This is a genomic window from Actinoalloteichus caeruleus, from assembly GCF_049311605.1.
Lineage (GTDB): Bacteria > Actinomycetota > Actinomycetes > Mycobacteriales > Pseudonocardiaceae > Actinoalloteichus_B > Actinoalloteichus_B caeruleus.
In genome coordinates this window covers 859,774-878,946 of the sequence record NZ_CP186005.1, presented here as the reverse complement: position 1 = coordinate 878,946, position 19,173 = coordinate 859,774, and the positions used below count along the sequence as shown (strand labels likewise).

Genomic DNA, 19,173 nt, shown 5'->3' with positions numbered 1-19,173 from the left:
GAGCCGTCGTGGAGCCCAGGTCACCCCGCGCCGCGCAGCCAGTCGCCGACCAGGCGGACGAGCACCGTGCCGCCCCGGTCGGTCAGGTGCAGGTTGTCCGAGTACACCCCGCCAGCCGACGACGAGACGCGGGCGGCGGTGCTGACGGCCGGACTCGCCGCACCCTCCGGTGGGGTCGGGCGCACCGCCCCGACCCGCTCGGCCCGCTCGCCAGGGGAGGGCGGTGGGGGGGTCGTCCACCCCAGCATCTCCCGGACCTCGGCGCCCACCGGCAGCAGGGTGACGCCGTGCTGTTCCGCGAGGTCCCTGATCACCTCGTTGTAGCCGGGCAGGCGGCGATTCGCGTCGCTGTCCCGGTCCGGCCCGAGCGGGGGGAGGGTGCCCACCGCGAGGCGCGCGTCGGTTCCCTCGCGGGTCCGTGCCAGGATGGCGTCCAGGTTGGCCCGGTAACGGTCGAGGGGGACGCCGGTGCGGACGTCGTTCGTGCCGATCAGGACGGTGACGGCATCCGGATCGCAGGCGACGACATCCCGGTCCACCCGGGCCAGCAGGTCCGCGCTCGTGTCACCGTTCACGCCGGCGTTGACGAAACGGATCCCGGCCGGGCCGAGACGCTCGCGGAGCGCGCCGACCCAGTCCGAGCTCACCGACCCCCGGGTCATGCTCGCGCCGGCCGTGACCACCAGGTAGTCCTCGGACGTGCCGCACCTGGCCGCGTTCGGGTCGGTCGGCGGCGAACTCGCCTTCCCACCGAGGCCGGCCACCCCGAGCAACAGCGCGCACAGGGTGAGCGCGGTCGCGACGGGGCGGGACCGGGGTGGGCTCGGTGGTCCACTCCGCGTCTCCGCGCTCGTCCGGGTCGAGTCGTCCTCTCGCACCACGACACCTCCGCCGACGGTCGGATCCGCCGTGTCGACATACGGCCTCCGCACGGGTTTCCCGAGCGGCCGCACCCCAACCGGTTCATGGCTCCCGCCACAGCGCCGTTCCGCCGCCGCTGGCTCTCCGCCGGCGGTGGCTGGTCAGAGGGTCGCATGGACCGGCGTCCGCCGCCGGACGTCGGGCCGGGGGCTGGCGGAGCCGCGTCGACGGCCGCGAGCCGGCCCGACGGGTGGGGAACGGGCACGGCGCGAATGCCGTCCGGCTGCTCGCCGAGCCGTCCCCGGTCGCGACCCCATCGTCGGGTGGCGGGAGGCCCCGACGCCACCGCCACGCCCTGGACGTCCTCGGCGTCCGCCCGCTCTCGCGGCAGGGGGAGGGTCAGCCCTCGAGGTAGGCGAGCACGGCCAGCACGCGACGGTGCCCGCTGTCCCCCGGCGGGAGGTCCAGTTTCGCGAAGATGTTCCCGACGTGCTTGTGCACGGCGCGGTCGGTCACGACGAGGCGTTCGGCGATCTCCCCGTTGGCGTAGCCCTGCGCCATCAGGCCCAGCACCTCCCGTTCGCGTGGGGTCAGCGTGACCAGCGGCCCCGCACGCCGCGCCAGCAGCTGCTTGACCACCTCGGGGTCCAGCGCGGTGCCGCCGGCGGCGACCCGGCCCAGCGCGTCCAGGAACTCCCCGATCCGCGCGACCCGGTCCTTGAGCAGGTAGCCGACTCCCCGCGCCCCGTCCGCGACCAGCTCCCGCGCGTAGGTCCCCTCCACGTACTGGGAGAGCACCAGCACGGGGAGGTCGGGCCGGTCACGACGGGCTCGCAGCGCCGCCCGGACGCCCTCGTCCCGGAACGACGGCGGGAGCCGGACGTCGACGACGGTGACGTCCGGCCGGTGCTCGGCGACGGCCCGGACGAAGCCATCACCGGTGGTGACCCGGGACACCACCTCGTGCCCCGAACTCGTGAGCACCAGCGACAGCCCTTCGGCCAGCAGCACGTTGTCCTCGGCGATCACCACTCGCACGGGCAGTCCACGAGCACCGTGGTGGGTCCACCCAGCGGGCTGTCGATGCGCAACCGGCCGTCCAGCGCCTCGACCCTGCGACGCATCCCCACGATCCCGGTCCCCGCTCCCTCCACGACGCCACCGGCGCCGTCGTCCCGGATCTCGGCGCGCAGCGAGCGGCCCTGCCTGCTGACCGCGACGGTCACCAGGGACGCGCCGCTGTGCTTGGCCGCGTTGGTGAGGGCCTCGACGACGACGAAGTACACCGCCGCCTCCACCGGGTCGGGCACCTCACCGAGCTCCCCGACGGACAGTTCGGTGGGTACCGCGCAGTCCGAGGCGACCGAGGCCAGCGCACCGGGCAGTCCCCGGTCGGAGAGGATCGGCGGGTACATCTGCCGCAGCACCTCACGCAGTTCGACCATGGCGTCCTCGGCCCCGGCGCGCGCCTTCGCGACCAGTTCGCCCACCGCCTGCGGGTCGTCGCCCAACCGGCGCTCGGCCAGGCCGAGGTGCATCGCGATGGACACCAGGCGGGCCTGGGTTCCGTCGTGCAGGTCCCGCTCGATCCGCCGCAGCTCGGCGTCGTGCGCGCTCACCGCGCCGCTGCGCGTCGCCCGGAGGGTGTCCACCCTCGCCGCCAGGCGTTCCCGCTCGCCGGGGTGCAGCAGCACCCGGTTGATCCACCCGAGCAGCGAGGCGGCGGCCACGGGGACCACCACGGCGAGCACGACGGCGAGCACGAGGGTCGTGCCGCCGAGGAGCCCGGCGCTGCCCCAGCTGTCCACCGGTTGCCCGGCCAGCATCCGCATCGGCTCGTCCTCGGGGAAGACCCACCAGAAGCCGGTCGCGACCAAGGCCACCAGCGGCGTCACCGCGACGCCGAGCCCCAGGACTCCCATCACGGTGCCCGCGACCATCGACGCCGGAAGCCACCGCAGGTCGCGCCAGGTCACCGGGTCGCCCAGCAGGTCGACCAGCCGCTGACCGCCGGTGCGCGGGACCTCCGGGGCCGAGCGGTCGGTGAACCGGTCCGTCTCCCGCCTCGCCACGTCCGCGAGCCGGGCGAGCACCCGAAGCCCCGCCGGCAGCAGGAACAACCCCACCCCCAGCAGGCAGAGCGCGGCCAGCAGGAGGAGTACCGGGAGCAGCGCCATGCTGGCCACCCCGAGACCCACCCCCACCGCGCAGAACCGGAGGGCGCGGGGGACCCGTGCCAGTCCGGAGCTCGACTCGTCACTCACCGGGCGCACCCCTCGTCTCGTCCTCGTTCCACGCGCCGATTCTGTCCCGGCGCGGGACGGGAGCGCGGTGGAGCGGGCTACACCCTCTCACCGGGCACGCGGTCATCGACCGGCGTGCGGAGGTGGGCCGACCGGCGGGTGCGGCGACCAGCGCGAGCCGTGGTCACCGCCCCGAGGCGAGCACCTGGTCCAGCCAGTCGGGCTGGCCCCAGTCGATCATCCGCTCCCCGACGGCCACGGTCGGCGTGCCGAAGCTCCCGTCCTGCAGGAGGTAGCCGCGGTTGGGGATGTCCTCCATCTCGGCGTCCACCTCGGCGCGGTGCTCACCCTCCCGCACGCAGGTCGCGAACTCGTCACCCTCGATACCCAGGTCACGGCCCAGCTCGACGAACTGGTCGGCGTCGTACCCGCGCCGGCCCTCCGTGGGCTGGGCGGCGAACAGGCTGGCGTGGTAGTCCGGGAACTGGCCGGCGTCGGCGGCGCACAGGGTCGCGTTGGCCGCGTCGCCCGAGTAGCCGGCGGGGTCCGAGGCCGCGTCGAGGAACGGCAGCATGTGGTACCGGACCTGGAGGTTGCCCTGGGCGATCTCGGACTCGATGCGCTCGGCGTAGGCCTCCTCGAAAGCCCCGCAGCCGGGGCACAGGAAGTCCTCGTAGAGGTCCATCGTCACCGGTGCGGTGTCCTCACCGGCCACCACCACGGCACCGTCCCGCTGGGCGGCGAAGTCGACGCTGGCCGAGCCGGCGGGGATCGACTGCTCGGCCTGCTGCTCGTCCTGGTTCCTGGTGAACAGCACCCCGCCGATGATCACGGCGGCGACCACGAGCACCACCACCACGCCAACCACGACGGGTTTGGCGTTGCGGTTCGACGCGCGGGCGGCGCTGACCGCCTTCGCCCCCTGGTTCGCCTGCCGCTTCTTCCGCGCGTTGCGCTCCGCGCCTCCCACGTCCACGTCCCTTCCGTGCCGACCCGCGGCCGCGACCGTCCGCTCCGCGCGGGCCGTCGAGCCGATCGCCCAGCAGGGTACTCAGCGGTCCTGAGAGCGAGCTGAGGACAGTCGAGGGCAGGGTTGACGGCGTCCGCGCAGGTGCCAGGGGTTCCGCCGCCCGCCTGGGCGCCCGTTCCACGCCGGCCGGCCGCCCCCGGTGCGTCCGATTTCACCCGATCGACTGGGCTCACCGGTGCGATCGGATCAGCGGGGCGGCGTGGGTTCGGCGACCCGTTCCCCGCTGGGCGGTTCCGGCCCCTCGTCGAGCGCCCCGGACTCCGCGGCCACCGTCGAACCGGTCTCGGCCGGGTCCCCGCCGTCCTTGGGCAGGGTCTCCGGGGCGAAGGCCCAGAACAGGGAGGCGACCACGGCGACGGCCCCGGTCACCCCGAAGGCCAGGCCGTAGGAGGAGACGTCCACGAGCAACCCCGCGAGCAGGGGGCCCACGATGGCACCGACGTCGGCGGCCATCTGGAAGCCGGCGAGCACCGGTCCGCCCCCTCCCCGTCGGCCGATCACGTCCGCGACGGCGGCACCCTGCGGCGGGCTGAGCAGGCCGGCACCGAGCCCGGCGACCAGCGACGCGGCCAGGAAGGCCGGGACGGTCGTGGTGAACCCCAACCAGGCCGTGCCGCCGGCCGAGACCAACAGCCCGGCGAGCACCAGGGGTTTCCGCCCGATCTGGTCGGCCAGTCGACCGGAGAACAGGAGCACCACGGCGTTGCCAGCGGCGAACACGGCCAGGGAGATCCCGGCCATGCTCTCCCCCACCCGCAACGCCTCGACGACGAAGAGGGGCAGGAGGGAGATCCGCACGCCGAAGACGGCCCAGCCGTGGGCGAAGTTCGACACGAGCGCGGCGCGGTAGGTGGCGTTGCGCAGGGCGTCCCGGACGCTCATCGGGTCGCTTGAGTCCTTGTCCTCCCGCGCGGCCAGCGCCGAGTTCCGGAGGAAGAACCAGGTGCTGAGGACGGCGAGCAGCGTCATCCCGGCGTAGATGAGGAACGGCGCGCGGATCGAGGTCTCGACGAGACCGCCGCCGATCAGGGGGCCCGCGATGTTGCCCAGCAGGAAGGAGGTCGCCCACAGCCCGGAGGCGCGGCCACGCATCGTCGACGGGGCGAGTCGGATCAGCAGCGCGATCCCGGACACGGTGAACATGGTGGAGCCGATGCCGCCGAGCGACCGGAAGAGCAGCATCTGCCAGTACTCGGCCGCGAAGGCGCAGGCGCCGGTGGCCACGCCGGTGATGCTGAGCCCCACGAGGTAGACGGGGCGCTCACCGAGCCGTGTGACGAGGCGGCCACCGAGGGGGGCGAAGAGCAACCGCATCGCGGCGAAGGCGCTGACGATCATGGAGACCGCGGTCACGCCGACGTCGAAGCTCGCGGCGAAGGTGGGCAGCGCGGGCGCGACGATCCCGAACCCGACCGCGATCACGAAGTTCGCGACGCAGAGGACCCAGATCTCCACGGGTAGCCTGCCGCCGGTCTCCGGAGTCCGTCTCTTCCGTCGTTCCCCGGCTGCCGACCGCACTGTGTGCCTCCTCAATCTTCTTAGCTTGGCTAAGAATACAGACGGGGAAGTGCTTTCCCCAATCCGACAATCCGGTCGGGTACCAGCGTCGACCCGACCCCGCCCACCGGCCGTGGTCAACGCCGACGGCCCTTCCCCGCATTCCCGACCGCGCCCGCGCCGGGACCGGTGGTCCGGGTGGGACCGGCTCCGACCAGGGGAACGTCCGCTCCCGGCCACCTGGGTGCCGGAAGCCGCGACGCGTCCGAACGAAGGCCGGCGGGCCGACCCCCACGAGGGGATCGACCCGCCGGTCACGTCCACCGGCCACCTCGTCGGGCGACCGGACGACCGTCAGCCCACCGAGACGATGCGGCCCTCTCCTCCGGACGGGTACCGCTCCGAGGAGACCGTGCCGCCCAGCCCCTCCCGCAGGTAGCCGCTGAGCGCCTGCTGGTCGGTGCGCCCGACCACGGTGAAGTCCAGGCCGACGAAGGGGTAACCGTCCCCGCCCCGAGCGGAGAAGTCGTTCACCGCCACCGACACCGCCGGGCCGTCCACGACCTCACCGTCGGCCACCAGCACCGTCCCGTCGTCGAGGACGACGTCCCGAACCCGCTCGCCCGGTGTCAGGACCTCCCCGGTGTTCACCTCGACCACCTGCGCCGTCTCCTCCACGTCGTAGGTGAACCTCATCCCCGACACCTGCATGAACTGGCCCGCCTGCCCCGGCAGCGCCGCCACGCCCCGCTCCAGCAGCTGGCGCAGCCGGTCCCGGGGCACGTCGGGCACCACGGACACGAAGTTGCCGAACGGCGAGACCTCGAACGTGTTCAGCTCGCTGACGGGGCCGGCCGGGATCACCGTGCCGTTGCGGATGCCGCCCCCGTTCTGGATGGCGACCTCGGGCACCGGGACGTCGTACTCGTCGGCCTGCTCCGCCGCCTGCCAGCGCACCGCGTCGGCCAGCAGGTTGCCCAGGTTGGTCTCCCGGGACCGGACGTTCTCCCGGACGCCGTCGAGCGGGACCTCGCTCGTCGCGACGACCGTCTCCGCCATGTTCTCCAGGTAGGCCAGCACCGGCTCCTCGACGTGCCGCCGCACCCAGGGATCGGGCTCCACCGCGTCCTCGCCGACACCGGCGACCCGCACCGGCCCGGTCCTCTCCTCGTCCCACCCGAGCAGGTCGCCGGCACGGTCGAAGTTCAGCACGATCCGACCGATGTACTTGTAGTCGCCGGTGGTGGTCACGACCGGCACCACCCGGCCGTCCCTGTCCTTCTCCACCAGCGGGAACTCCCGCTCGGCCACGTCGCCCGGCACCAGCGGATCGCCGTCGTTGGCGAGGATCTCCCCACCGCCGGCTCCGACCACGACGTCGACCCCGGAGAGCTCCGGGACGAGCGCCAGCTCGTTGTCGATGTCCTGGAGGTGCGAGACCAGGACGACCTTGGTCACCCCCCGCTCGGCGAGGCCCTCGGCCAGGCCGTTGGTGATCTCCGCCAGCTCCGGCAGCACCCGGACACCGCGCGGGCTGGAGAGCGCCGGCAGGTCGGGGGTGGTGAGCCCGATGATGCCGATCTGCTCACCGGCCTCGCGGAACACCCGCGTGGAGACGATCGTGCCGTCGTCGGTGTGGGCGGTCAACGAGGGTTCCGCCGTGAAGTCGAGGTTCGAGCTGACGAAGTCGAGGGTGCCGTCGAACCCGTTGATGAAGTCCGCGAGCACCTCGGGGCCGAAGTCGAACTCGTGGTTGCCGATGATGGAGGCGTCGTAGTCCATCGCCTTCATCGCCAACGAGTCGTAGTACGGCGCGCCCTTGTCGATGCTCGCCGCGAACTCGGGTCCGGGCAGGAAGTTGTCACCACCGGACAGCAGCAGCGAGGCCCTGCGCGGAGAGCCGGTGCGGTCCGTCGCCGCCTCCACGCGCAGTTGGTCGACGAGTGTCCTCGCTCGTGCGACACCGCCGAAGCTGCGCTCCTCCTCCGGGCTGATCTGGCCGTCACCGTCGATGTCCGCGTCCACGCCGAGCAGGGCGGACTCGCCGTCGTTGGTGAACAGCAGGGTGAGCGTGAAGCCGTCACGGGGGGCGGGGGCCGAGGCAGCGGCGACCGTCTCGGTGGCGGCGGCGGGAGCGGCCACCGCGGCCAGGGTCACCGCGCCGAGCGCGAGGGCGGCCAGGGCGCGGGGCCGGCGACCGGCAGGTCTGGGGGCGGGCACGGTTCTCCTTGCGGTTCGGAGGGTTCGGGACGTCACAACCCGGAGGTATCGAACCAACCCCGGTGAACCGTGTCGAGAACGCGTGCTTGATTCACGGGAAATTCGTCGTGATGTTCGCACCGCCGTGATGACGGGACTCCCGTCCGCTACCACGCGTGCGGCCAGCGGCCCCCTCCCGGCCCGCCCCGGGTGAATCACCCGGCTGCCGCTCCGGCCCGCCCGGGACGGTGGCGGGTCGCCCCGCCACCGCTGACGGCCGCTGACGGCCGCTCACATCCCGACGGCGGCCCGGACCTGGTCGAGCAGCGGTCGCGCCCGGCGACGCGCCTTCTCGGCACCCTCCGCGAGCGCGCGGTCGAGTTCACTCCCTGGCGCCATCAGTTCCTCGTACCGGGCACGGAGATCCCGCAGTTGCTCGTTGAGGACCTCGAAGAGCTGGTTCTTCAGCTCACCCCACCCGACGCCGCCGGCCTCCAGCCGCTTCCGCGTCTCCGCCACGGTCTCGGCGTCGGCGAACTGCTCCAGGATCCGGAAGACGGGCGACGAGTCCGGGTCCTTCGGCTCCTCGACGGGAACGCTGTCGGTCGGGATCCGCCTGATCAGCTTCCGCAGCTTCGGCTCCGGGAGGAAGAGCGGAATGGTGTTGTCGTAGGACTTGCTCATCTTCCGACCGTCGGTGCCGGGCAGCGTCCGCCCCGCCTCCGCCTCGGGTACGACGGCCTTGGGCACGTGGAACCGGAACGACGCACCGTAGTGGTGGTTGAAGGAGCCGGCGATGTCGGCGGCGATCTCCACGTGCTGCGTCTGGTCCCGACCGACCGGCACCAGGTCCGAGTTCATCAGCAGGATGTCGGCGGCCATCAGGATCGGGTAGTTGTACAGCCCCATGTTGACGCCGGAGTCCAGGTCGTCACGCCCGGCCTCGGCGTTGCGGTCCCGGATCGCCTTGTAGGCGTGCGCCCGGTTCATCAGCCCCTTGCCGGTCAGGCAGGACAGCACCCACGCGAGCTCGAAGGTCTCCGGCACGTCCGACTGCCGGTAGAAGATCGTGCGCTCGGTGTCCAGCCCCGCCGCCATCCACGTCGCCGCGACGCTCCGCGTGTACTCACGGACCTTCTCCGGGTCCCGGATCGTGGTGAGCGCGTGGTAGTCGGCGATGAAGTAGATCGAGTCGTGCTCCTCCACCAGCGACAGGGCGGGCCGGATCGCACCGATCAGGTTGCCGATGTGGGGGTCACCGGTCGGCTTGATTCCGGTCAGGGAGACCTTGCGTGCGGGCGCTGCCATGACAGGGCATGTTACCCGGGCGGTCGTGGACGGCATCGCTGGTTTCCCGCCGCCCGGCCGGCCCCGCGAGGGGTCCACCTCCCGCGACCGATTCGCCGAGCTCGACGTCACCTCCGTCGACCTGCCCACCAACCACGGGCCGATGCTGACCGAGCCCGAGGAGCTCGCCCGGGTCCTCCTGGCCACCGCGCGGTGAGGGAGACGTCCTCACCGCACTCGGAGGCCCACCCGGGGACGAGGGGCCAGGACGCACGAAGGGTGGCCCGCGTGTCGCGGGCCACCCTCTGGGTTTCGAGTGGAGGTGCCGGGAATTGAACCCGGGTCCTCCGACGCTTCCTCAGGACTTCTCCGTGCGCAGTCCGCTCAGCCTCTACTTGACTCCACCGGTCACGCGAACCTGCCGGTGTGACGAGCCCAGCTACTGTGAGATGTCCTGCCAGTTCCCGTAGCCAGTCCTAGCAGTTGAGCCTTCTCAATGATGCCGGGGTCCGGGACGAAGGCGTTCCCGGTCCGACAGAGTTAGTCCTCGCTCAGGCGGCGAGGGCGAACTCGGCGCGACTCTTGTTGTCGGCGCTTATTTGTTGTGCGGCGACGCTCTAGGTGGTCTCCCGCCTGCACCTGCACGCTTCCCCTGACTCACCGTCCGGAGTCGAAACCGTTCACCCCCTTGTCGTGACGCGTCCAGCATAACGCGTGAGCCCACCCGGTTCATTCCCATTTCCGGAGCTGGCCCTCCCGGGGACCGTACCCACCGGGTGGCGCGCCGGCACCCGGCGGCGCCCGGACAGGACCCCACCGGCGACCGCGCAGGTCAGCGGCCCCGCCACCCCGGATCGTGACCCGCGCCACTCCACTCGCGGGTCACCACTTGCCCTTGCGGGCCCGCCCCACGGCCCGCTCCATCTCCCGCTCGGCGTCCCGTTTGGCGATGGCCTGCCGCTTGTCGTGGGCCTTCCGCCCCCTGGCCAGCGCCAGTTCGACCTTGACCTTGCCGTCCTTGAAGTAGAGGGAGAGCGGCACGAGGCTGAGCCCGCTCTCCTTCGTCTTCCCGATCAGCCGCAGGATCTCGGCCTTGTGCAGCAGCAGCTTCCTGGTCCGCCTCGGGGTGTGGTTGGTCCACGTCCCCTGCGCGTACTCGGGGATGTGCAGCCCCCGGAGCCACACCTCCCCGTCGTCGACGGTGGCGAAGGCGTCCACCAGCGAGGCGCGTCCGGCCCGGAGGCTCTTCACCTCGGTGCCCATCAGGGCGATCCCGGCCTCGTAGCTGTCCAGCACGGAGTAGTCGTGTCGCGCCCGCTTGTTCGACGCGATCACCTTCTGGCCTCGTTCCTTCGCCATGCGATGAACTCTACGGGTCCTCGCAAACCGTTTCCCCGGACCGCCGCGCCACCACCACTAGTTGCGCACGTAGAGCCGCAGCGTGACGTAGCCCGTCACGGCCGAGACGGCCGCCGCCACCCCGAACAGCACCGGTGAGATGAGCAGCACGTCGGCCAGCGACAGCTCGGGGATGATGTTCGCCTCGATCGGCCCCTGCAACACCCGGTCGATGAAGCCCAGCTTCGCCACGACCAGGCCGCCGACCGCCAGGAGGGCACCGATCAGGCCGGCGACCACCGCTTCCAGGAGGAACGGGAGTTGCGTGTACCAGCGCGTCGCGCCGACCAGCCGCATGATCCCCACTTCCGTCCGCCTCGTGAACGCCGACACCTGGATGGTGTTGGAGATCAGCAGGAGCGCGGCGATGGCCTGGACGAGCGCGATGGCGAACGTCGCGTTCCGGACGCCACCGAGCAGGTCGAACAGGCGGTCGAGGAACTCGGCCTGGTCCACCACCCGGTTCACGCCCGCCTGGCCGCTGAACTCCTCCTCCAGCGCCGCGAACCGCTCCGGGTTCTCCAGCTTCACCCGGAACGACGCCGGCAGCGACTCGGGGCGGGTCAGGTCGACCAGCTCGGGCTGGCCGGCGAAGATCTGCTGGAACCGGGCGTAGGCCTCCTCCCTGCTCTCGAACACCACCGACTCGACGCCCGCGGCGTTCTGCAGGGAGGACTGGAGGCCGGCACAGGGTTCGTCCGAGCAGGTCGCGTCGCTCTGGCTGACGTCGTCCGTGAGGTGCACGTACACCTCGAGGTGGTCGAGGTAGTTCTCGCCCATCCGGTCGATCATGCGAACGACGAGCAGACCGCCGCCCAGCAGGCCGAGCGAGATTGCGGTCGTGAGGATCATCGCGATGGTCATCGTGACGTTCCGGCGCAAGCCGGTGAGGACCTCGCTGAACACGAAACTGGCGCGCATCGGGGGAAGCGATCCTTGCGAATTCGGGGGAGGAGGGCGGGGTGGTTCAGCCGGGGCCGGGGCTAACGGCCAACGCCGTAGACACCCCGGGAGTCGTCACGAGTCACCTTGCCGAACTGCAGCTCGACCACCCGGCGACGCATGGAGTCGACGATCGAGTGGTCGTGGGTGGCCATGAGGACGGTGGTGCCGGTGCGGTTGATCCGCTCCAGCAGCAACATGATGTCCTGGCTCGTGTCGGGGTCGAGGTTACCGGTCGGTTCGTCGGCCAACAGGAGGAGCGGCCGGTTCACGAACGCACGGGCGATGGCGACGCGCTGCTGCTCGCCACCCGACAACTCGTTCGGCATCCGCTCGGCCTTGCCGTCGAGCCCCACCAGCTGGAGCACCTCGGGCACCACCTTCCGGATGGTGTGCCTCGGCTTGCCGATGACCTCGAGCGCGAAGGCGACGTTCTCGGCGACCGTCTTGTTGACGAGCAGCCGGAAGTCCTGGAAGACGCAGCCGATGCGTTGCCGCAACCGGGGCACCCGGCGCCGGGGCAGCTTCGTCAGATCCCAGTCGGCGACGTGGATCTCGCCCTTGGTCGGTACGTCCTCACGCAGCAGCAATCGCAGGAAGGTCGACTTCCCTGACCCGGACGGGCCGATGAGGAACACGAACTCGCCCTTGTCGACGCTGACCGAGACGTCCTCCAGGGCCGGGCGCGGTGAGGTCTTGTAGACCTTGGTCACGTGCTCTAGCCGGATCACGGCTGGCCAGTCTACTCACGCCCGTGCGGCGGCCCGGACGCGTCCCGTCCCAGCTCACGACGGTCACCGAGGGTGTCTGACATGCGCGAAGAGTCAGCGGGCCACCGGTGCCGCGCGAGCGGGACGAGGACGGTCGAACCTCCGGTCAGCTCTCGGACTGCCGGCGCCAGCGGATGCCGGACTCCAGGAAACCGTCGATGTCGCCGTCGAGCACGGCCGTCGGGTTGCCCACCTCGAAGTCGGTCCGGAGGTCCTTGACCATCTGGTAGGGGTGCAGCACGTAGGAACGCATCTGGTTGCCCCAGCTGGAGCCGCCGTCACCCCGGAGCGCGTCGAGCTTGGCCCGCTCCTCCTGGCGCTGCCGCTCCAACAGCTTGGCCTGAAGGACGCCCATCGCCGTGGCGCGGTTCTGGAGCTGCGACCGCTCGTTCTGGCAGGACACGACGATCCCGGTGGGCAGGTGGGTGATCCGGACGGCGGAGTCGGTGGTGTTCACGCCCTGCCCGCCCGGCCCGGAGGACCGGTAGACGTCGATCCGGAGGTCCTTCTCGTCGATCTCGACGTGGTCGGCCTGCTCGACGACCGGGACGACCTCCACCCCCGCGAACGAGGTCTGCCGGCGCCCCTGGTTGTCGAAGGGCGAGATCCGGACGAGGCGGTGCGTCCCCTGCTCGACGGAGAGGGTGCCGTAGGCGAAGGGGGCGGTGACCCGGAAGGTCGCGGACTTCAGCCCGGCCTCCTCCGCGTAGGAGGTGTCGTAGACGTCGGTCTTGTACCCGTGGCGCTCCGCCCAGCGCAGGTACATGCGCAGCAGCATCTCGGCGAAGTCCGCGGCGTCGACCCCGCCGGCCTCGGCGCGCAGGGTGACCAGGGCGTCCCGGTCGTCGTACTCGCCGGACAGCAGGGTCCGGACCTCCATCGACGCGATGTCCTTGCGCAGCCGCGCCCGTTCGTCGTCGGCCTCGGAGGCCGAGCCGGCGTCGGCTTCCTCCTCCGCGAGCTCGTAGAGCACCTCCAGGTCGTCGAGGCGCTGCCGCAGGTCGGAGACCCGACGCAGTTCGCTCTGCTTGTGCGAGAGCTTGCTGGTGACGGTCTGGGCGTGCTCCACGTCGTCCCACAGGCTCGGGGACTCGGCCTGCTTCTCCAGCTCGGCGATCTCGGTGCGCAGGCCGTCCAGGTCCATGACGGCCTCGACGCTGGACAGCGTGGTGGACAGGTCCTTCAGGTCAGCGGCGACGTCGGGGTTCACGAACACGAAGCGTACGCGTCCGGCGGGGGCCCGCGCTCAACCGGGGAGCAGGAGGCCTGGACGCCCGTGGGCCGCGCGTCGGCACCGCCCCGGGTCGGGCGGTCGAGCTCGACCGCCCGGTGGACGGTCGCGCCCGAACCGGCCCGCCTCCCACTCGTGGTGGGGATCAGTCCGTCGGCACGGTGTCGAGCAGTTTCAGCAGGGCTCGGCTGTGCGCGACCGCGAAGTCGGCGACCGCCTTGGTGAAGGGGTCGTCGGCCGCCTTCGCGTCCTGCTTCGCGGCGTCCAGCCTGGCGGCGGCGTCCGGTCGCGCCGCCTCCACCAGGGCGCGTCGCTGCCGAGCCGTGAGAGACCCGGCGTAGGCGAGCCTGAGCACCAGCGGACTCCGGAGGTTGTCCGGTCCCGGTTCGGTGTTCAGCCATGCCTTGAAGGCCCGCTTGCCCGCGGCGGTGATCACGTACTGCTGGCTGGAGCGTGGGCCCTGTTTGCCCAGCCGCAAGAGGCCGTTCTGCGCCAGAGCCGGAAGTTCCCGGTAGACCTGGCTCCTGGTGACGCTGAAGAACCCACCAAAGCGTTCGGCAACCGCCGCGACGAGCTGCCCGCCGGTCATGGGACCGTCGTGCAGCAGGCCGAGCAGTGCGGCAGACGTTGAGTTCAACTCGGACACGGCTCCACGGTGCCACGGCGCGCGCGGCTCGTCCACAATGGCCGAGGCCGGGCCGGGGCCTGTCCTGGCTGGTCCCCCCGACGATGCCCCGAAAGGGTCAGCGGCGGTACGGCCCGTGGCACGCCGCGCCTTCCTCCGGACCCGCCACCGGGCCTTCCGGCCCCGGACATCGCCTGGTCAGGGGCGGCCAGCGGCGCCTACCGCACATCGCCGGTCCGCGCCAGCCGGAAGCCCGGGACTCCCGTCACCCACTTTCGCGGCCCGACGGGGAAGGGCCATGCGATCGGGCGGAAATCGCGCACTCGCCGCGCGCGTTCCGGGCGCCCCGTCGAGCATGACGAGGTCCGGCCCCCTGGCCGAGCACAGATTCCCCCGACCGGAGGTAGTCGTCGAATGCACCGCAGCTGGCTGCGAGACAGGGCCGCCGCCCGGAGCGCCGAGGTACGGGACCAGGTCGCCGAACGCGCCCGCACCCTGAGGACTCGGTTCCTCCCCCCGCCGGCCGACGACGGCGAACGGTGCGGGGTGTGTGGACGCGCGCTGCGGGGACAGCACCGGCGCTCGGGTACCGAACGGGCCTGTTCGGCCGCCTGTGCCCGTCGGTGGGCGGAACGCGTGGAGGAGGCCGAACGGGAACGGGCGGAGCAGGAGGAGACCGAGCGCGCCGAGCGGCGCGCCTGGGAGCGGTGGCGGGCGGTGGTGGCCGAGGCGGAGGGGCCGACCTCCTCCTGAGGCGGGGCGGCCCTCAGCACCACCGGCCGGGCCACCCGCCCGGTCACCCACCTCCGGCGGGTCACCGGGTCCCGACGGAGGTGCACGGCGGTCCCGGTCGTCCGTTCGTCTCCTCGGCCACCACCGGGGCGGCGGGTGCCCGGTCGCGGGGGCGCGCCCAGCCCCGTCGAATTGCCGCCACCCGCCGCCCGGACCACACTGGCGGACCGACGAGCCGGGACGGTCCGTCGGCCCGTGGCCGGGCGACCCGGGAGGTGGCATGGCGTCGGTGCCGGCAACGCGCGCGGCCGCTGGTCGGCCGGGCGACACCACGCTGCCGCTGGTCCTGAGCGCCCTGATGTTGACGGTCCTGTTGGCGGCCCTGGACCAGACCATCGTGGCCACGGCGCTCCCGACGATCGTCAGCGACCTCGGGGGGCTGGACCACCTCTCCTGGGTGGTCACGGCGTACATCCTCGCGTCCACCGCCTCCACCCCGCTGTGGGGCAAGATGGGGGACCAGTACGGCCGCAAGGGTCTGTTCCAGGCCGCGATCATCGGGTTCCTGGTCGGCTCGGCGCTCTGCGGCATCGCCCAGACCATGACCCAGCTCATCGCGGCCCGAGCCTTCCAGGGCCTCTTCGGGGGCGGCCTCATCGTGCTCGCGCAGGCCCTGATCGGGGACGTCGTGCCCCCTCGGGAACGAGGCCGCTACCAGGGCGTCTTCGGCGCCGTGTTCGGCCTCGCCTCGGTGGCCGGCCCCCTCCTCGGCGGCCTGTTCGTGGACCACCTCTCCTGGCACTGGGTCTTCTACATCAACCTGCCGCTCGGCGTGCTGGCGTTCGCCGTCGTCGCCGTCGTGCTGCCCAGGACCGCCCACGCCGGACGGCACCGGATCGACTACCTCGGCACCACCTTGTTGGCGGGAGCGGCGGTGTCCCTGGTCCTGCTCACCACCTGGGGTGGGACGACCTACCCCTGGGGTTCCCCGGTGGTCCTTGGCCTGGGAGTCGCGGCGGTGGTGCTCCTGGTGCTGTGGGGCCTCACGGCCCGGCGGGCGGCCGAGCCGGTGCTGCCGTTGCGCCTCTTCCGCGACCCGGTGTTCCCCGTGGCCGCGGCGATGGCCTTCGTCGTCGGCTTCGCGTTGTTCGGCACCGTGACCTACCTGCCGCTGTTCCTCCAGATCGTGCACTCCGTCTCCCCCACCCTCTCGGGGGTGCACCTGCTCCCGATGGTCCTCGGGATCTTCGTGACCTCAGTCGGCAGCGGGAACCTGATCAGCCGGACCGGCCGGTACAAGGTGTTCCCCATCGTCGGCACCGCCCTCATCACGGTGGCGATGCTGCTGCTCAGCACGATGGACCAGCGCACATCGACCCTCGTGATGTCGCTGTACTTCGCGCTGCTCGGCGCCGGTCTCGGCTGTGTGCTCCAGGTCCTGGTGACCGCCGTGCAGAACAGCGTCGACTACGCGGACCTCGGAACCGCCACCTCGGGCAACACGTTCTTCCGCATGATCGGCGGGTCCTTCGGGGTCGCGACGTTCGGCGCGGTGTTCGCCAACGGGCTCAACACCCGACTGGCCGAGCGCGGAGGTGACCTGCCACTGCCGCCCGGTGTCGACGCGACGACGCTGGAGAACGACCCGAGGGCGGTGCGGCAGCTGCCGCCCGAGCTGGCGAACTCCTTCATCGACATCTACGTCGACGCGCTCAGCCCGGTGTTCCTGATGGCGGCCCCCGTCGCGGCGGTGGCGTTCCTGCTGAGCCTGTTCCTCCGGGAGGTCCCGCTCCGCGACTCGGTGCGGGGCGGTCACCCGGGCACCCGGTTCGGGGCGGCGCCGAGCGCACGGGACTCGCGGGAGGAGCTGCGACTGGCGATCTCCCGCTACGCCGACCGGGACATGCGGCACGACTACTACCGCAGGCTCGCCGCGGCGGCCGAGGTCGACCTGAGCCCGGCGTCCTGCTGGATCGTGGCGAACCTCGAGCGGGAGGGGCCGAGCACCCGCGCGTGGCTGGCGGACCAGGCCGGGGTGGAGCCGGGAACGGGTGCCCCGTACGTGTCCGAGCTGGTCGACGCGGGGCTGGTGCGGGAGCGGGACGGCTACCTCATGTTGACGGCGGCGGGCAAGAGGCTCGCATCGGCGTTCGTCCGGTCGCGTCGTCGTGGGTTGGAGGAGTTCCTGGCGGACTGGTCGCCCCGCCTCCACCCGGAACTGCGAGAACTGCTGGAACAGGAGTCGCGGCGGTTGCTCGGGGACCGCGCGGACCGGCGGGTGTTCACCGGCAACAGGGACTGATCTCCCGTCCACGGTCAGGGGACGCCCCGGAACGCCGAACGGCCCCGGTCCACTGGACCGGGGCCGTTCCACTCGTAGCGGGGGCAGGATTCGAACCTGCGACCTCTGGGTTATGAGCCCAGCGAGCTACCGAGCTGCTCCACCCCGCGCCGTTCGGGATCTGGCCTTGGGCCAGCCGCTGCGGTTCCCACCACCGCTCCTCCCGACATGGAAGAGCTTAGAGGATGCCCGAAACGGCGGCAAACCCGGGGGTACCCCAGGCTGGCGCACCCGCACGAAGCACGCTCTGACCCGCGGTGACACCCACGATGTGCCCGACAGGCGCGCACCGCCCCCGGGAACCCGCGAACGGGTCCGGTCAGCCGCCCGACGCCACCCCCGCCGCCAATCCGCGCGAGGAGGGCCCGGGAGCCGTGGTCGACGACCCCGACTCCCTGAGCCCGGTCGGAGTGGACGGCCAGCTCCGCCCGGGGCGGCACGCGGCGCGCTCCGTCCGGTGCGACGCGGACGGCCGTGGGAGCCGCCTGAGCCGTGAGTGCGCCACCGGCCCGAGGGACCGGGCGAGCCGGTGGCCCGCGACGGTGTCGCGGGGAGGGCGGAGGTGCTGTGGGGCCCGGGACCACGCTCCGCGCGGCCCCTGCGCTCCCCACCCCGGGACCGGAGGTCGTGGCCGCGCTCCTCGACGGGGCGTCCACCTCGGCGGCCCACCACCGCCCGGGCCCCGATGGCGGAAGCCCGGAACACACGCGGAGGGGCACCGACTGGTTCCGTCCCGGTGGAGGTCGTGTGCCACCCGGGCGGCGCTCCCTCCGCCTCAGCGGTGCCCAGGTCCTCCCTGATCACCCGGAGCTGGCGGGTCCGCCTCCGGGCCGCGGGTCGGCCGGTCGAGCCGGTGGACGTGGTGGCTGCCGTCGTCGAGGGGATTGTCCGGGGTGAGGTACCCGGTGCCGATGGCGGCGTACCCGGCGCGGCGCAGGGCCGACCAGGACGGCGTGTTGGACGTGGCGACGGGGACGATGATCGCGCTCGCCTCCGGGTGGTCCCGCCAGCAGAGCTCGGTGAAGGCCTCGATCAACAGCGTGCCGAGACCCCGCCCCAGCAGCTCCGGCTCGCCGATGAAGTAGTCGATGGTGAGCGCGTCGGACGGGACGTCGACGAGCTCGATCAGTTCGCGATGCCCTTCCGGGTAGTCGTGGATCCGGCACCGCTGCGCGAACCCGATGGGGCTGCCTCCCCACAGCACGAGGAAGTCCTCGGACGGCTCCGTGCCCCGCAAGCTGCCCGCGAAGTCGCGCTCCACCCCCGCGTCGCTGGTGTCGTGCACCCAGTAACGGGCCACGTGCGGGCGGCGGAGCCAGGTCTGGATGAGCCGAAGGTCGTCGTGCCGGTTCCGACGGAACTCGAGCGCCATCCGGCCACTCTCCCAGCCCGGTCCGACACGCACCCCGAGCGTGCCCTACCGGGAGACCAACTCGTGACCATCCGCGGCGTGCCCGAGCCGCCAGCGGTGGGACTCCCGACAGCGTGGACGTCCACCGTTCCCGAAAGGGCCGCGTGACGGCGTCGCCGGGACGTCACCCTCGCGACCGGGGATGCTTCTCCCTCCCCCGGGGCCGACGAGGTCCGCCCGGGAGCTGGATGGTGCCACGCCCCGCCCGTCCCGGCGGCTCTCGGCCCTCGCCGCGCGCCCGCGTCCAGGTGCGCCCGCCGTGGATCACCGGCGGATACGGGTTCCTCACCAGCCTCGGCCCCCGGCCAGCCGAGCCGCCAGCCGCGGCGGAGGACGGCGCCTGCCGCCCACGGACGCTCGACCAGGCCGGACCGACCCCGGGATGCGAAAAGTCCCGCACACCTCGCGGTGTGCGGGACCTCGTGGTAGCGGGGGCAGGATTCGAACCTGCGACCTCTGGGTTATGAGCCCAGCGAGCTACCGAGCTGCTCCACCCCGCGTCGCTCAGGACCTGGCCTCCGGCCACTGCGGAGATGACCTCCGCTTGCCCTGACTTCAATTACTTTAGAACGGATCAACCTCGAACGCAAATCGCGGGGACCAGAT

Annotated in this window: 16 protein-coding genes, 2 tRNA genes and 1 other RNA gene; 3 read left to right on the top strand and 16 right to left on the bottom strand. The window is 72.1% G+C overall.

The genetic code is table 11. The features are described from left to right. Positions 1 to 20: 20 nt before the first annotated feature. The 7 genes from ACOJVX_RS03925 to ACOJVX_RS03895 form a co-directional block, all read right to left on the bottom strand. The gene (locus ACOJVX_RS03925; RefSeq protein WP_422647260.1) at positions 21 to 878 is read right to left on the bottom strand and encodes an SGNH/GDSL hydrolase family protein; all 858 of its coding nucleotides are present in this window, start codon (positions 876 to 878) and stop codon (positions 21 to 23) included. Positions 879 to 1,260: 382 nt separating this feature from the next. Beyond that, on the bottom strand, positions 1,261 to 1,899 hold the full coding sequence (locus ACOJVX_RS03920; RefSeq protein WP_026417235.1) for a response regulator: 639 nt from the start codon (positions 1,897 to 1,899) through the stop codon (positions 1,261 to 1,263). Beyond that, entirely contained in the window at positions 1,887 to 3,125 is a 1,239-nt protein-coding gene (locus ACOJVX_RS03915) for a sensor histidine kinase (RefSeq protein WP_418154335.1), read from the bottom strand. The genes ACOJVX_RS03920 and ACOJVX_RS03915 overlap by 13 nt, the downstream gene beginning before the upstream one ends. A 163-nt stretch (positions 3,126 to 3,288) precedes the next feature. Next, on the bottom strand, positions 3,289 to 4,074 hold the full coding sequence (locus ACOJVX_RS03910; protein WP_030104112.1) for a DsbA family protein: 786 nt from the start codon (positions 4,072 to 4,074) through the stop codon (positions 3,289 to 3,291). 246 nt (positions 4,075 to 4,320) lie between these two features. Beyond that, the gene (locus ACOJVX_RS03905; RefSeq protein ID WP_026417238.1) at positions 4,321 to 5,652 is read right to left on the bottom strand and encodes an MFS transporter; all 1,332 of its coding nucleotides are present in this window, start codon (positions 5,650 to 5,652) and stop codon (positions 4,321 to 4,323) included. A 333-nt stretch (positions 5,653 to 5,985) separates the two neighbouring features. After that, positions 5,986 to 7,851, bottom strand: a complete 1,866-nt coding sequence (locus ACOJVX_RS03900; protein WP_245588666.1) for a bifunctional metallophosphatase/5'-nucleotidase — start codon at positions 7,849 to 7,851, stop codon at positions 5,986 to 5,988. 270 nt (positions 7,852 to 8,121) lie between these two features. After that, complete coding sequence (locus ACOJVX_RS03895) at positions 8,122 to 9,138, bottom strand: tryptophan--tRNA ligase (protein ID WP_026417240.1); 1,017 nt, start codon at positions 9,136 to 9,138, stop codon at positions 8,122 to 8,124. On the opposite strand from ACOJVX_RS03895, the gene ACOJVX_RS03890 reads away from it, so the two are divergent. After that, positions 9,137 to 9,334: a hypothetical protein gene (locus ACOJVX_RS03890; RefSeq protein ID WP_155886013.1), complete on the top strand. Its 198-nt coding sequence runs from the start codon at positions 9,137 to 9,139 to the stop codon at positions 9,332 to 9,334. The two genes, ACOJVX_RS03895 and ACOJVX_RS03890, sit on opposite strands and share 2 nt — an antisense overlap. Positions 9,335 to 9,431: 97 nt before the next feature. On the opposite strand, the gene ssrA is transcribed toward ACOJVX_RS03890, so the two are convergent. The 6 genes from ssrA to ACOJVX_RS03860 form a co-directional block, all read right to left on the bottom strand. Beyond that, positions 9,432 to 9,805: a transfer-messenger RNA gene (gene ssrA, locus ACOJVX_RS03885) on the bottom strand. Between the two features lie 194 nt (positions 9,806 to 9,999). Next, positions 10,000 to 10,476, bottom strand: a complete 477-nt coding sequence (gene smpB / locus ACOJVX_RS03880; RefSeq protein WP_026417241.1) for an SsrA-binding protein SmpB — start codon at positions 10,474 to 10,476, stop codon at positions 10,000 to 10,002. Between the two features lie 57 nt (positions 10,477 to 10,533). After that, positions 10,534 to 11,436, bottom strand: coding sequence for a permease-like cell division protein FtsX (ftsX, locus tag ACOJVX_RS03875; RefSeq protein WP_026417242.1), 903 nt, complete (start codon positions 11,434 to 11,436; stop codon positions 10,534 to 10,536). Between the two features lie 62 nt (positions 11,437 to 11,498). Beyond that, complete coding sequence (gene ftsE, locus ACOJVX_RS03870) at positions 11,499 to 12,188, bottom strand: cell division ATP-binding protein FtsE (protein ID WP_026066196.1); 690 nt, start codon at positions 12,186 to 12,188, stop codon at positions 11,499 to 11,501. Positions 12,189 to 12,333: 145 nt separating this feature from the next. Beyond that, complete coding sequence (gene prfB / locus ACOJVX_RS03865; protein ID WP_026417243.1) at positions 12,334 to 13,437, bottom strand: peptide chain release factor 2; 1,104 nt, start codon at positions 13,435 to 13,437, stop codon at positions 12,334 to 12,336. A 166-nt stretch (positions 13,438 to 13,603) separates the two neighbouring features. After that, entirely contained in the window at positions 13,604 to 14,104 is a 501-nt protein-coding gene (locus ACOJVX_RS03860) for a PadR family transcriptional regulator (RefSeq protein WP_026417244.1), read from the bottom strand. A 393-nt stretch (positions 14,105 to 14,497) separates the two neighbouring features. On the opposite strand from ACOJVX_RS03860, the gene ACOJVX_RS03855 reads away from it, so the two are divergent. Further along, positions 14,498 to 14,836, top strand: coding sequence for a hypothetical protein (locus tag ACOJVX_RS03855; RefSeq protein WP_051313276.1), 339 nt, complete (start codon positions 14,498 to 14,500; stop codon positions 14,834 to 14,836). A 268-nt stretch (positions 14,837 to 15,104) separates the two neighbouring features. Continuing rightward, on the top strand, positions 15,105 to 17,117 hold the full coding sequence (locus ACOJVX_RS03850; protein ID WP_422647259.1) for an MFS transporter: 2,013 nt from the start codon (positions 15,105 to 15,107) through the stop codon (positions 17,115 to 17,117). Positions 17,118 to 17,192: 75 nt separating this feature from the next. Here ACOJVX_RS03850 and ACOJVX_RS03845 read toward each other — a convergent pair. The 3 genes from ACOJVX_RS03845 to ACOJVX_RS03835 form a co-directional block, all read right to left on the bottom strand. Beyond that, positions 17,193 to 17,266 (bottom strand) — tRNA-Met (locus tag ACOJVX_RS03845). A gap of 665 nt (positions 17,267 to 17,931) precedes the next feature. After that, a complete protein-coding gene (locus ACOJVX_RS03840; RefSeq protein WP_422647258.1) occupies positions 17,932 to 18,528 on the bottom strand; it encodes a GNAT family N-acetyltransferase in 597 nt (198 codons plus the stop codon). A 462-nt stretch (positions 18,529 to 18,990) separates the two neighbouring features. Further along, positions 18,991 to 19,067 (bottom strand) — tRNA-Met (locus ACOJVX_RS03835). Positions 19,068 to 19,173 lie beyond the last annotated feature (106 nt).

Excerpts from the sequence above, each read along its gene's own strand:
- ACOJVX_RS03890 (WP_155886013.1), top strand. The coding sequence starts at position 9,137 with ATGACAGGGCATGTTACCCGGGCGGTCGTGGACGGCATCGCTGGTTTC.
- ACOJVX_RS03895 (WP_026417240.1), bottom strand. The coding sequence starts at position 9,138 with ATGGCAGCGCCCGCACGCAAGGTCTCCCTGACCGGAATCAAGCCGACC.
- smpB (WP_026417241.1), bottom strand. The coding sequence starts at position 10,476 with ATGGCGAAGGAACGAGGCCAGAAGGTGATCGCGTCGAACAAGCGGGCG.
- ftsX (WP_026417242.1), bottom strand. The coding sequence starts at position 11,436 with ATGCGCGCCAGTTTCGTGTTCAGCGAGGTCCTCACCGGCTTGCGCCGG.
- ACOJVX_RS03855 (WP_051313276.1), top strand. The coding sequence starts at position 14,498 with ATGCACCGCAGCTGGCTGCGAGACAGGGCCGCCGCCCGGAGCGCCGAG.
- ACOJVX_RS03840 (WP_422647258.1), bottom strand. The coding sequence starts at position 18,528 with ATGGCGCTCGAGTTCCGTCGGAACCGGCACGACGACCTTCGGCTCATC.